The 12,549-nt window shown below is 65.2% G+C and carries 14 protein-coding genes; 6 read left to right on the forward strand and 8 right to left on the reverse strand.

Translation table 11 applies throughout. The features are described 5' to 3' along the window. Nucleotide 1: 1 nt before the first annotated feature. Complete coding sequence (locus QA645_RS06260) at nt 2–1,189, forward strand: ABC transporter permease (protein WP_283048938.1); 1,188 nt, start codon at nt 2–4, stop codon at nt 1,187–1,189. A 188-nt stretch (nt 1,190–1,377) separates the two neighbouring features. Beyond that, nucleotides 1,378–1,626: a hypothetical protein gene (locus QA645_RS06265; RefSeq protein WP_283048940.1), complete on the forward strand. Its 249-nt coding sequence runs from the start codon at nt 1,378–1,380 to the stop codon at nt 1,624–1,626. Between the two features lie 150 nt (nt 1,627–1,776). Here QA645_RS06265 and QA645_RS06270 read toward each other — a convergent pair whose 3' ends face one another. The 3 genes from QA645_RS06270 to QA645_RS06280 all read right to left on the reverse strand — a co-directional run bounded on the left by QA645_RS06270 (nt 1,777) and on the right by QA645_RS06280 (nt 4,385). Continuing rightward, nucleotides 1,777–2,391 carry a hypothetical protein gene (locus QA645_RS06270; RefSeq protein WP_283048942.1) on the reverse strand — a complete coding sequence of 205 codons (615 nt, stop codon included), beginning with the start codon at nt 2,389–2,391 and terminating at the stop codon, nt 1,777–1,779. A gap of 118 nt (nt 2,392–2,509) precedes the next feature. Further along, a complete protein-coding gene (locus tag QA645_RS06275; protein ID WP_283048944.1) occupies nt 2,510–3,652 on the reverse strand; it encodes a helix-turn-helix transcriptional regulator in 1,143 nt (380 codons plus the stop codon). Nucleotides 3,653–3,719: 67 nt separating this feature from the next. Then, on the reverse strand, nt 3,720–4,385 hold the full coding sequence (locus QA645_RS06280; protein WP_283048946.1) for a helix-turn-helix transcriptional regulator: 666 nt from the start codon (nt 4,383–4,385) through the stop codon (nt 3,720–3,722). Nucleotides 4,386–4,388: 3 nt separating this feature from the next. Here QA645_RS06280 and QA645_RS06285 point away from each other — a divergent pair, with 3 nt between their 5' ends. Next, nucleotides 4,389–4,664 carry a hypothetical protein gene (locus QA645_RS06285; RefSeq protein ID WP_283048947.1) on the forward strand — a complete coding sequence of 92 codons (276 nt, stop codon included), beginning with the start codon at nt 4,389–4,391 and terminating at the stop codon, nt 4,662–4,664. A gap of 489 nt (nt 4,665–5,153) precedes the next feature. Here the strand turns inward: QA645_RS06285 and QA645_RS06290 are convergent, their stop codons facing one another. Continuing rightward, nucleotides 5,154–7,178, reverse strand: coding sequence for an ATP-binding protein (locus QA645_RS06290; RefSeq protein ID WP_283048949.1), 2,025 nt, complete (start codon nt 7,176–7,178; stop codon nt 5,154–5,156). 239 nt (nt 7,179–7,417) lie between these two features. Here QA645_RS06290 and QA645_RS06295 point away from each other — a divergent pair, with 239 nt between their 5' ends. The 3 genes from QA645_RS06295 to QA645_RS06305 are packed head-to-tail and all read left to right on the forward strand — an operon-like array spanning nt 7,418 to nt 10,085. Next, nucleotides 7,418–8,077, forward strand: coding sequence for a heme-binding beta-barrel domain-containing protein (locus QA645_RS06295; protein ID WP_283048951.1), 660 nt, complete (start codon nt 7,418–7,420; stop codon nt 8,075–8,077). A gap of 22 nt (nt 8,078–8,099) precedes the next feature. Beyond that, nucleotides 8,100–8,804 carry a RibD family protein gene (locus QA645_RS06300; protein WP_283048953.1) on the forward strand — a complete coding sequence of 235 codons (705 nt, stop codon included), beginning with the start codon at nt 8,100–8,102 and terminating at the stop codon, nt 8,802–8,804. Nucleotides 8,805–8,813: 9 nt separating this feature from the next. Beyond that, nucleotides 8,814–10,085, forward strand: a complete 1,272-nt coding sequence (locus tag QA645_RS06305) for an NAD(P)/FAD-dependent oxidoreductase (RefSeq protein ID WP_283048954.1) — start codon at nt 8,814–8,816, stop codon at nt 10,083–10,085. 49 nt (nt 10,086–10,134) lie between these two features. On the opposite strand, the gene QA645_RS06310 is transcribed toward QA645_RS06305, so the two are convergent. The 4 genes from QA645_RS06310 to QA645_RS06325 all read right to left on the reverse strand — a co-directional run bounded on the left by QA645_RS06310 (nt 10,135) and on the right by QA645_RS06325 (nt 12,517). Beyond that, a complete protein-coding gene (locus QA645_RS06310) occupies nt 10,135–10,452 on the reverse strand; it encodes a hypothetical protein (RefSeq protein ID WP_283048956.1) in 318 nt (105 codons plus the stop codon). Between the two features lie 110 nt (nt 10,453–10,562). Beyond that, on the reverse strand, nt 10,563–11,138 hold the full coding sequence (locus QA645_RS06315) for a cysteine hydrolase family protein (RefSeq protein WP_283048957.1): 576 nt from the start codon (nt 11,136–11,138) through the stop codon (nt 10,563–10,565). A 107-nt stretch (nt 11,139–11,245) separates the two neighbouring features. Continuing rightward, nucleotides 11,246–11,593: a DUF3088 domain-containing protein gene (locus QA645_RS06320; RefSeq protein ID WP_283048959.1), complete on the reverse strand. Its 348-nt coding sequence runs from the start codon at nt 11,591–11,593 to the stop codon at nt 11,246–11,248. Nucleotides 11,594–11,617: 24 nt separating this feature from the next. Next, on the reverse strand, nt 11,618–12,517 hold the full coding sequence (locus tag QA645_RS06325; protein ID WP_283048960.1) for a LysR family transcriptional regulator: 900 nt from the start codon (nt 12,515–12,517) through the stop codon (nt 11,618–11,620). Between the last annotated feature and the right edge of the window lie 32 nt (nt 12,518–12,549).

Below are 12,549 nucleotides of genomic sequence, written 5' to 3' on the forward strand. Positions count from 1 at the left end.
GATGCGCTCGATCTTCCTGCAGATCCTGGCGGTCACCACCATCAATCTCAAGAGCCTGCCACAGCGCCTGTGGCTGTCGCTGGCGACGGTGATCGCGGTCGGCCTCGTCGTCACGGTACTCCTGGCGTTTCTCTCCATGGCCAATGGATTCCGCCGCACCATCGCGGATTCCGGCGCGGAGGATGTCGCCGTGGTGTTGCGCAGCGGCGCGGTTTCGGAGATCAACAGTGTCGTCCTGCGCGACCAGGTCCGGCTGATCGAGGACGGTCCCGGCATTGCCAGGGGACCCGACGGCAAGCCGCAGACGTCCGCCGAGCTCTATCTGACGGTCAATGGGATCAAGCGCAGCACCGGGACCAAGGCGAGCCTGCCGCTGCGCGGCCTCGGCCCGCAGGGCCCCGCGCTGCGTCGTGGCGTCGTCATGACCGCGGGCCGGATGTTCAATCCGGGCAGCAACGAGATCATCGTCGGCAGGGCGCTGGGCAAGGAATTCGAAGGTTTCGAGCTCGACCAGACGGTGACCTTCAACAACACGCGGTGGACGGTGGTCGGAATCTTCGGCGCCGACGGCAGCGTGTTCGAATCGGAGATCTGGGCCGATCTGCCGGTGCTGCAGAGCCTGTTCAAGCGTGCCGGCTCGGTCCAGACCGTCCGCGCGCGGCTGACCAGCCCGGCCGCGATCGAGACGTTGCGCGCATACAGCGACACCGATCCGCGCCTCAAGCTCGACGTGATGTCGGAGGCCGCCTATTTCGCCCAGCAGGCGTCGAATACGTCGGACCTGATCCAGAAGCTCGGCTGGCCCCTGGCGATCGCGATGGCATTCGGCTCGCTGGCGGGCGCGCTCAACACCATGTATTCCTCGGTCGCGACACGCGCGACCGAGATCGCGACCCTGCGCGCCATCGGGTTCGGCGGCTTCTCGACATTCATCGGCACGATGGTCGAGTCGCTGATCCTGGCCGCGGTCGGCGGCGTGATCGGGGCCGCAGCCACCTATCTCGTCTTTGACGGCTTCACGGCCTCGACGATGGGCGCAAGCTTCAGCCAGGTGGTGTTCAACTTCCAGCTCAGTCCGCGGCTGATCGGCCAGGGCCTGCTGCTCGCGCTCGTGGTCGGCCTGATCGGCGGACTGTTTCCCGCTCTCCGAGCCGCCCGCATGCCGATCGTCACCGGGCTCTATGGCTGATTGCTCGCCGCGCCTTTCGGCTTGAGCGTCAGATCTTGATCAAGCCGGTTCCGCCGACACGAGGGCATTGCGAAGCGCTTGGTTAATTCCGGAACCGGATTCCGCTCGCCCCTTGCTGGCACTCCGCTTGCTCAGTTGGCACCAAAGCCAGGCCTCAGCAGGGAGGCCGTGTCAGGTTGAGGCAAGTGATGCACGAAGTGTCCCGTTCTGGTGCTGATGGAGAAATTCGGCTCGACGCGTTGATCGCCGATTTGTGGTGGCGCGTCCGGCTGCTTAACACCGACATCCTGGAGGAGGAGGCAAGGGCCGGGGTGTTCGACGCGCAGCAGCCGTCCTATCCGGCGCTCGCGGCGAACCTTCGCGCGCGACGCGACAATCTGGTCTCGACGATCGGCGTGCTCGAGCAGCGTGCAAGATCAGCGTCGGAAGCGGCCTGAGAGCGTCTCCGCCTCACGCCGGACACCGACGGCACGCCGGGCGAACCCGAGGTGACAGCACTCCCAATGCACGCCCGAACCGCGGGCAGTCGAGATCGCGTGCAAAATCCCTGCGTTGAGAGCGCCGCCACCGCAGCTTGTCGGGTCTCGTTACATCGGGGGGACGATGCCGTTGGCGCCGACGATGACGAAGCCCGCGGTGAGCGTGCCGTCACTGCCGCGTTCGGTGGGTACGAACACGGTGGTGCCTGGCTTCAGGTCCGCCGCAGTCGCGGGCGCCAGGGTGACGACGACCGTGCCGTCCGCAACGGAAATCTTCTTGTCCTTTCCGTTGACCTTGACCGTGACCTCATGCCCATCGACTTCCTTCACGGCATTCGAGACGGTGGCATTGGTCATCGTGCTCTGGGGCTTCAGATCCCAGGGATAGCTGCCCTCGCCGGTGCCTTTCATGGCCGCCGGGAAAATGAGAACTTCAACGGCGCCGTCGCCACCCTTTGATTTGGGCAATGAAGCGATGCCCACGAAATCGCCGGGCTTGATGTCTTCGACGGACGCCTTCGCGACGGCCATGACCTTGACGGCGGCGGCCAATGCGATCGCTGTCGATGCGCCCTCGCGGGTCTTGACGGTCATTTTCGATCCGTCCGTCGCCTCGATCACGCCGCGAACGCGCACGGCATCTGCCGCGATGGCTGCACCATTGAAGCCGTTGAGGATCACGATCCCGAAGCCCAGCGCTGCGGCAGTCAATTTCCAATTCATAATTCTTCCCTCTGATGATGGATCATCATGGGCAGCTACGTTCTGCTCGTGGGAATGTTACGGATCGGAATTCGCGGCACGGTCACGAAGGGGTGATGGACGTCGCGGCTTCCGCCGCTCACACCGGAAATGTCAGCGACTTTGCCAGCCTGACCAGATCGACCTGGCGGCGGCGTCCCGTCTTCTCGAACACATGGAGCAAATGGCTCTTCACGGTGGCGACGGAGACGCCGAGCAACCCCGAGATCGCGTCGCGCGTGTGGCCCTCGCAAATCAGCTCGAAGATGCGGATCTCGGCCGGCGTCAGATCGTAGAGCTGGTTGAGGGCGACGTGGGACATCTGCGGCGGGCCGGAGGCTGTCGCCACGAACAGGGCGGCGGCCGCGCGTTGGATCAGCCCGGCGCGCATGTGGCCGCGCCGCAGCGGCAGCACGTGGATGACGAGCGGGTCGCCGCTGTCGCGAAGGATCGGGATGCCGATGCCTTTCTGGCCGAGCGCCGCCTCGTCCTTCGCCGCCTGTGCGATCGCCTGATGCAATGAGCTGGTCGCGGTCGCGGACGGAGCCGCAATCCGGCCCTGTCGGACCATGATCGGGTCTTCGGCCGCGAGCATTGCGGTGGCCGTGGCGTTGCTGTGGACGATCTTCGCATCCTGGTCGACAAGCACGACGCCGACCGTCAGCGCTTCCACCGTCGCGGAGAATGTCGCGGCCTCCACGCTCTTCATGTCGAACAGATTGCTGATGGTGACGGCACGGCGGATGTGCGGCGTCAGCAGCCGCAACCCTCCGAGCTGCGCATCCTCGATGGGACCGGCCGATTGATGCTGGCTGAAGATCGCGTTGCCGACCATCGCCCGGTCGCGAACGAGGCCGACAGCGACGGCGTCGAACAGGCCCTTGGGGAGGGCCCATTCGCGATAATAGCGATTGGCAGCGATGATGTCCTGCCGGACGGCCTGGGATTGAACGATGGGTTCTCCGAGCGGGTATTGCTGAATGCGCGCGGCGCCGCCCCAAAGCTCGATGATCTCAGGCCCATAGCCGATCGCATTTTGGGCCATCTCAGCCAGGTTGGATCCGGAGACTGCGTTGACCGCGGCCTTCATGTTGGTGAGGCTGGCGACCGAGAGTGCGCCGGTGGCGAAGCCGAGCTTGGCGCAAATCCCCTCCAGAACGTCGGTCCAGTGTTCGGGGGCGATGACGCAATCGTAGATATCGCCGATGATATCCGAGAATTCTTCGACCGAAACCTGTCGCATTCCAAGCCACTCACTTCAAAAATCACCTCATCCGCCGATGGCGGACGTCTCACGGCCGAGCCGGGCTTCACACCGGGAATGTCAGCGACTTGGCGAGCCTGACCAGGTCGACCTGGCGGCGGCAGCCTGTCTTCTCGAACACATGAAGCAGATGGCTCTTCACGGTGGCGACGGACACGCCGAGCAAACCCGAGATCGCGTCGCGTGTGTGTCCTTCGCAGATCAGCTCGAAGATGCGGATCTCGGCCGGCGTCAGGTCATAGAGCTGGGTGAGGGCAAGGTGGGAGATCTGCGGCGGCTCGGACGCCGACGCCACGAACAACGCGGCGGCGGCGCGCTGGATCAGCCCGGCGCGCATGTGGCCGCGTCGCAGCGGCAGAACGTGGATGACGAGCGGGTCGCCGCTCTCACGAAGGATCGGGATGCCGATGCCTTTCTGGCCGAGTGCCGCCTCGTCCTTCGCGGCCTGTGCGATCGCCGATTGCAATGAGGTGGTCGTCGCCGTGGACTGAACCGCGATCCGGCCATGTCGCGTCAAAATCGGATCGCCGGCCGCGAGCATCGCGGTGGCGACTGCGTTGCTGTGAACGATCTTCGAATCCTCGTCCACCAGGACGACACCTGCTGTCAGGGCCTCCACGGTCGCGGAGAATGTCGCGGCTTCCACGGTCTTCATGTCGAACAGATTGCTGATCGTCACGGCGCGGCGGATGTGAGGTGCGAGAACGCGCAATCCGTGGACCTGCGCATCCTCGATGGGGCCGGCCGATTGATGCTGAGCGAATGTCGCATTACCGATCATCGTTTTGTCGCGAACAAGGGCGACGCCGACGGCGTCGGACAAACCCCTGGGCTTGGCCCATTCCCGATGATAGCGATTGCCGAGAATCATTTCCTCCGGAACCGCCTGGGATCGAATGATCGGTTCTCCAAGCGGATATTGCCGAATGCGCTCGACGCCGCCCCAGAGTTCGACGATATCAGCCGCATACTCGATGCTGTACTGGGCTAACGTCTGGACAGGGGCGGTTCCAGCGGCCGCATTTACTCCGATCGTCCGGTTTGTCAGCCTGCATGCCGAGAGTATCGCGGTCGCGAACCCGAACTCCGTGCGAATCTCGTTCAGAACCCTCGTCCACTGTTCAGGGGCGATGACGCAATCGTAGATCGCGCCGATGAGGTCAGAGAATTTCTCGACCGAGGCCTGCTGCATTCCGAACCACTCACTTGAAAAATGTCGCTCAAAAGTCACTTCGGGAACCGCATCATCCCCCGGTGGCTGAAGTCGCGGTCCGTGAGGCAAGTCTCACGTGTCAAATTATTACCACTGCGACTCCGCGACGCAATGGGAGTGCCGAGCACAAACATTTGGATGGCTGCGAGGATTTTACGCGGATCGCATGCGCGTGCCCGTACGGCCGGAAGCCGGTGCTGTATCGGTGCGAGGTCTGACTAAAACTGCGGCACAAGCGATGCCGTGCATGCACGACCGCTCTTCGCCCTACCGCCCGGCCTTTGCGAGATTAGCCAGGCTCGCCGCCAGCTCGTCGCTCCGGAACGGCTTTGTCAGCCGCGACAGGTCCGGCGTGATGCCTTCGTTGTTGGCGTAGCCTGAGACGACGAGGACCTGGATCTCGGGATATTGGTTGCGCAGCGCGAGGCCGAGGTCCGTGCCGCTCATGCCGGGCATCAGGTGGTCGGTGACCAGCAGGTTCGGCCGCAGGCCGTCCCTGACGCGCCGAAGCGCGTCCTCGGCGGAGCTGGCTTCGACGACCCTGTAGCCGAGCTCGCTCAGCATCTCGGCGGTGCTCATGCGCACCAGCGGCTCGTCGTCCACCAGCAGTGCCGTGCCGGCGGGAAGTGGTCGCAGTCTGGGCTGCGTGACGGCATCGATCGCGCCCGCGGCGGCGTGGCTGACCGGCAGCCACAACTCGACTGTGGTGCCTGCCCCCACGGCGCTCTTGATCGTCAGTGCGCCGCCGAGCTGCGAAGCAAGACCGTGGACCATCGAGAGGCCAAGGCCTGTGCCTTGTCCGATGCCCTTGGTCGAGAAGAACGGCTCGACGGCATGGGCCAGCGTCTCGTCATCCATGCCAATGCCATTGTCTGCAACGGAGATGCAGACATAGGTGCCGGGCGCCAGGTCCGAGCCGTGTGCGCGCTCGATCGTCCGGGCCTTGGCGGAGATGCGCAAGCTTCCGCCGTCGGGCATGGCGTCGCGCGCGTTCACGCTGAGGTTCAGGATCGCCATCTCGATCTGGTTGGGATCGGCCATGGCTTCGGGAAGTCCTTCCGGCGTATCCACCGTCACCTGGATCTGCGGCCCGGTGGTGCTGGAGATCAGCTCGCCCATGTCGGTGACGAGCCGGCTGATGTTGACCGGGACAGCCTGCAGCGGTTGCCGGCGCGCGAAGGCCAGCAGGCGCTGCACCAGCGTCTTGGCGCGGTCGGCGGCCTGGATGGCGCCGGCGATCAGGCGATGCTCGCGCTCGTCGCCAATGCCCCGGCGCTGAAACCGGTCGAGCAGACCGACAATCGGCGTCAGCAGATTATTGAAATCGTGCGCGACGCCGCCGGTGAGCTGGCCCATGGCCTCCATCTTCTGGGCCTGGCGCAGAGCTTCCTCGGCCTGAGCGAGCCGCGCCTGCTCCTCCAGACGATCGGTCACGTCGACGCCGGTCAGGAACGCGCCGATCCGCGTGCCGTCGGCGGCGCGGAGCGCCTCGAATTTCATTTCAAAGACGCGGCGGTCGAACTTGGGATCGCCGAACTCCTCGATGTTGGTAAAGGCTTCGCCGGTCAGCGCCCGGCCCCAGATCGCCGTCGCCGCCGCAAGATGCTCGGGCCGGTCGGCCAGGAATTCGTGCATGGAATCGCCGACCTTCGGCCGCTTGCCGTAGATGCGCTGATAGGCATCGGCGCAGGATGTGTTGATGGCGAGCCAGTGGTAGTCGAGATCGAGCGCCTGGATCTGCCCGTCGGTGGTTTCCACGATGGTGGCGAGCAGATGACGCTCGGCGGTGCGTTCGGCAACGCGTTGCTCCAGCGTGGCATTGAGCTCCCTGTAGCGTGCTTCGCTCGCCCGCAACTGCGCCTCGCCGAGCACGCGTTCGGTCGTCTCGGAGACGAGGCACAGCACGCCGCCGACCGAGCCATCGTCATCGAGTACGGCCGAGTAGGAGACGTCCCAATAGCTGGTCTCGCCGTAGCCATGACGCTCGACGTAAAAGGGACGGTCCTTCGCCGCGAATGTCTTTCGCGTATTGCGGACGCCGGCCAGCAGCGGTTCGAGATCGTCCCACAGCTCGCCCCAGTTCTCGATCGCGGGCCGGCCGAGGGCGCGGGGATGATTGGCGCCGATGCCCGGTGCGTAGGCGTCATTGTAGAGCGCGACGAAATCGGGGCCCCAGAACAGGACGATCTGGGCTTGCGCGGCCAGCATCATGCCGACCGTCGTCTTCAGGGCCTGGGACCATCGGCGGGGCGCGCCGAGCGGCGAGCCCGACCAATCGAGGGTGCGCATCATCGCACCCAGCTCGCCTCCGTCGGAGGGGAAGCCCACATCGATTGACTGCCGAGCAGCTTTCTCCGACAGCACCGGACCCCCTCGCGACGCGTGACATGGGCATCCTTGCCCATTCGAGCCCGACGATCGAGGACTCGTACTCAAGGTCTCATAACGCGTATGCAGCCGCGGGGTTCCATTCCCCTCGATTCGCGCCGCCCTTGTGCTATTGCTGCCCTGCGCAACGATGCGAGGTCGCCATGCTCCCCATTCCCGCCGACATCTTCACCGAACAAGAGGACGTTTCGCCCGACAGTCTTGCCAATCTCGGGCCGCTCCGCCGGCTCGCCGGCACCTGGCAGGCGGACAAGGGCATCGACATCAATCCGAAAGCGGAAGGCCCGGAGCGGCGGACCTTCATCGAGCACATCCGGATGGACCCGATCGACCCGCAGGCCAACGGTCCGCAGCTGTTCTATGGCTTGCGCTATCACATCCACATCAACACGCCCGAGGAAGACATCACCTTCCACGATCAGGTCGGCTACTGGCTGTGGGAGGCGGCGACCGGGCTGATCATGCAGACGCTGGCGATCCCGCGCGGGCAGGTGCTGCTGGCCTCCGGACAGGCCAAGCCGGACGACAAGACAATCTCCGTCACCGCGAAGCGCGGCGACACCGCTTACGGGATCTGTTCGACCGACTTCCTGGAACAAGCGTTCCGCACCGACAGTTACCGTTGCGACATCACCTTCAACGACGACGGCAGCTGGAGCTACGAGATCCAGACCGAGTTGTTCGTCCGCGGCGCGCCGTTCAATCATCATGACAGCAACACGCTCAAGCTGGTCGCGCCGCCGAAACTCAATCCGCTCGCGGTGATCGTGAACGATCGCGAGAAGGGCAATAAACCGGCCTGAGAAGCCGGCGCGGAGAATTGGCATGAAGCCCTACATCATCTGCCTGATGCATTCGAGCCTCGATGGTCGCACGCATCCCAGCCGTTGGCGCCCGAAAGGCGCGCACAGCGACTGGTTCGAGAAGATCCATGACGAGCTCGGCGGCGATGCCTGGGTGATCGGCCGCGTCACCGGCTCGGAGTTTGCCAAGGGCAAGCCCTATCCCGCGACGAGTAGCGAAAAACTGCCGCGCGAAAACTGGTTCGCGCGGCGCGATGCGAAGACCTTTGGCGTGGTGCTCGATGCGCAGGGCAAGATCGGCTGGGGCCGCTCGGATATCGGCGGCGATCCGATCGTCGTGGTGCTCACCGAGAGCGTGCCGGATTCGCATCTCGCCGGCCTGCGCGGCGAGGGCGTGTCCTATATCTTCGCAGGTCAATCCGAGATCAACCTCGCATTGGCGGTCGAGATCCTCAATCGCGAGCTCGGCGTCAAGCGCCTGCTGGTGGAGGGTGGCGGTGTCGCCAATGGCGCGTTCCTGCGCGCCGGCCTGATCGACGAATTCAACTTGATCCTCAGCCCCGCGATCGACGGTGCCAAGGGCGCTCCCTTCGTGTTCGATTCGACGGACGCCGACAGCGACAAGCGCGCACCGCTCACCGCGATGACGCTGGAGAGCACGCGGCAGCTCGGCGGCGGCGTGCTGTTGCTGCGCTACCTGATCCAGAACGACGCCGCCGGCCGATAAGCAACGGCAATGTCGGACACGCCGGAGCATATCGTCATTGTCGGCGCAGGCGCGGCCGGCCTGATGGCGGCCCGCGAGCTTGCGCGTGCCGGCAAGCGGGTCACGATCCTGGAGGCGCGCGACCGCTGCGGCGGACGTATCCATCCGCTGCCGGCGTCGGAGTTCGGCTATGCCGCCGACGGCGGCGCCGAGTTCGTTCATGGCGAGGCGCCGGTCACGCGCGGCCTCGCGCGCGAAGCCGGGTTGACGGTGCGGACGATCGGCGGCGCGCAGTGGAGCTTTGACGGTACAGACTTCTCGCGGGAGAGCCCGCGCGATCCCTATGACGAGAGGCTTCATGCCGCCGTGAAGGATCTGACGGACGATCTCACCGTCGCCGATTTCCTGCGCCGGCATTTCGCCGGACCTGAGTACGCACGCCTGCGGCATGATGTCGAACGCATGGTCGAGGGCTACGATGCCGCCGACCCCGAGCGCGCCTCGATACTGGCGCTGCGCGACGAATGGATGAATGACGGACACGCGACACAGGCGCGTCTCGACGGCGGCTATGGCGGCCTGATCGACTTTCTGGAAGCCGGGAGCCGCAAGTCAGGCGTTGCCATTCAGCTCAGTGCCGTGGTCACCGCGATCGAGGAAAGCGGTGGCAAGCTCGCGATCCGCTGCGCGGGCGGCGCGGCGCAACTCTGCGATCGCGTGATCGTCACCGTGCCGCTGCCGTTGCTGCGCGAGATCGCGCTGCCACCAGCCGCACGCGCGAAGGCCGCAGCCGCCGACGACATCGGCTTCGGTAGCGTCATCAAGATCCTGCTGCGATTTAAGCGGCCATGGTGGCGCGAGCGGCGCGAAGAGCTCGCGGATATGCTGTTCCTGCTGTCGGACGAGACGATTCCGGTGTGGTGGACGCAGCGGCCGGATCAGCATCCCGTGCTCACGGGATGGTTCGGCGGTCCGCGAACGGCGGAGCTGTCGCATCTCGATTCGCCGGAGCTGATCGATGCGGCGATCTCGTCGCTCGCCGCAATCTTCGGCATTCCGCGCGAGGACATTGCGCGAGAGGTCGTGGCGGCGTCGGCCACCAATTGGGCGCATGATCGCTTTGCCCGTGGCGCCTATTCCTGGGCGACGCCGCGGACGCGCGCGGCGCAGGAGAGTCTCGCGCGCGCCGATGGCCCCGTGCTGTTCTCGGGCGAGGCGCTCTATCGCGGCCGCGACATGGGCACGGTCGAGGCGGCGCTCGCGAGCGGTCTGGAGACGGCTGGCTTCATCTTGCAGCGCTGAGAAAGAAGGCCCGCATCTCTGCGGGCCCTTTGTCTCGCCAGCGATGGTCTCACCAGCGATTGGCGCCGAAGCCGAACGTCACGCTCGGGCCGCCGCCACCATAATAACCGTACGGTCCGCCGCCGTAATAGCCTTGGTGCCGTGGATAATAGCCGTAGCTGCGATAGTGCGGCCGATAGTAGCCGTGATGATGAGGGTGCCAGCGATGATGGCGATGGCCGTAATGGCGGTGCCTGTGCTGCGCGCTGATGTCGGTCGACTGGCCGATTTGCGCGTTCGGTCCGGCCTTGCCGCCGCCAGCCGCGTTGGCCGCGGATGCGGTGAGCGCAGCCGCACCGATGGCCATCGCGACAAAGAGATACTTCATGTCATCACTCCAGTTGAGATATCGAGTGACAACAGATGGGCGTTGGCAGCGTTCCGGCGAGGGCGGGCGTCGAAACGACGCAGATCATCAACGCGTATTCGCGCTGAGATTTATTGTCGCATGTCTGCGAGCGAGGTGACGACGTCGTTCGTGGTCACGATGCGGGCAAATTCGCCATTGAGATTCGACAGCGTCATCGCGTGAATGGATTCGGCCGAATGCGTGTCGCCATCGGGACCGACGCGGTCGAACGTCCAGGTCGCATCACGCACGAGGGCCGCGTCGAAGCCGAGATTGCCGGCCATCCGCGTCGTCGTCTCCACGCAATGATTGGTGGTGGCGCCGCAGATCACGACCGTGGCGATGTCGCTTGTGCGCAGGCGCGTCTCGAGATCGGTGCCGATGAAGGCGCTGTTGACGCGCTTCACGATCACGGGCTCGCCGGGCTGTTCGCGCGCCTCGTCCTTGACGGCGTAACCGCTGCGCGAGGGCAGGAACGTCGAGTTCGGCTTGGTGCCTTCGTGGCGGATGTGGAAGATCGGCGCACCGCTCGCCCTGAATGCCGCGAGCAGGTCAACGATGCGCGCCACCGCATCCGGATTGTTGCGCCGCTTGCCCGCCGCCTCCCATTCGTCGAATGCACGCTGGACGTCGACGACGATGAGGGCGGGACGGGGGTGGGGCATGGCGAGAGATTCCGGAGTTTTGTGCAGTATGTCGGGCGATTGCGCGATCGGGCAATGCCGATTTTCCCTCGTTTAGGGACGGCTCGTGTCCCGGACGGCACTGTCCCCTACGGATGCGGTTCGGGAAAGCCGTGGCGCTCGGACAGCGCGGCGAGGATGGCGTCCTTGTCGGCGATGAAGGCGCGCCCGTGATGGCTGCCGGTCTGATGCGGCGATGTGGTGCCGTCCGCGAGCACGAGCAACGGCAGCCACTGATTCTCCTCACCGACCAGCGCGATCACATCCTGTCGCGGCTTCGGCCAGGCGATGCGCTCGACGTCGAACCTGTCGGCCAGCGCAGGAAATGAGGTGAGCAGACCTTCGATCAGCGCGCAGTGCCAGCAAAAGAAGCGGCGGCCGGGATAGGCCGGGTCTTCGAAACCCTGGCGCAGCAGAAACAGCCGATCACGTGTCATGGACGTCTCCGAAACTGCCGCTTCTCACCGCAACAATGAGACGAAATGCTGGCGCACCATATGTAGCAGAGCCTGTGCGGTGCGCGACAGGGGTCTGTCGCGCCGGGTGATGACGCCGAGGCTGCGGTGAATGCTGGGGTTGCGCAGCGGCACGGCAGCGAGGCCGGCGACGCCCGGCAGGCTACCGGCGATCTTGGGCACGATGGCGATGCCGACATGCGACAGCACCATCCCGACCGCGGTCTGGAGGTGCTGGACTTCGTAGCGCCAGTTCAGCTTCTCGCGGCGGTGCCCGAGCGCATCGTCGATCAGCACGCGGTTGCCCGCCTGCGGACTGATCCGGATCAGCGGCGCATTGCCGAGCTGCGACCAGTTGATGAAGCGGCGCTTGGCCAGCGGGTCGTCCTTGGCGCACAGCAGCACGAAGGGCTCCTTGGCCAACACCTTGACCTCAACGTCGGCGACGTTCGGCGACACGATGGTCAGGCCGAACTCGGCGGTGCCGGATTGCACGAGCTGCGCGATCTCGCGCGCCGAATTGTCGTAGATCTTCACCGATACGTTCGGATAGGCCGCGCTGAAGTCGCGCAGCACCCGCGGCAGCTGGTAGGCCGCGATCGTCGGCAGGCACCCGATGGTGACGCGCTCGACCTTCTTGGCGCCTTGCCCGCGCACGCCTTCGAGCGTGTCGGATAATTCGTCGAGCAGCGCGCAGGCTTTCGGCAGCAATTCGAGGCCGGCCGGCGTGAGCGAGACCTGCCGCGTCGTGCGCACGAACAGCGCGACGCCGAGGTCCTCCTCGAACTTCTTCATCCGGTGGCTAAGCGCCGTCTGCGACAGATTGAGATGGGCGGCGGCGCGCAGAAAGCTGCCGCGCTCGGCTACGCTGACGAAGGCCTGCAGGCCCAGAAAGTCGATCCGCATTCCCGCCCCCGGCAGCGTCTGTCACCGGACTT

It is taken from the genome of Bradyrhizobium sp. CIAT3101 (assembly GCF_029714945.1).
Classification (GTDB): Bacteria; Pseudomonadota; Alphaproteobacteria; order Rhizobiales; family Xanthobacteraceae; genus Bradyrhizobium.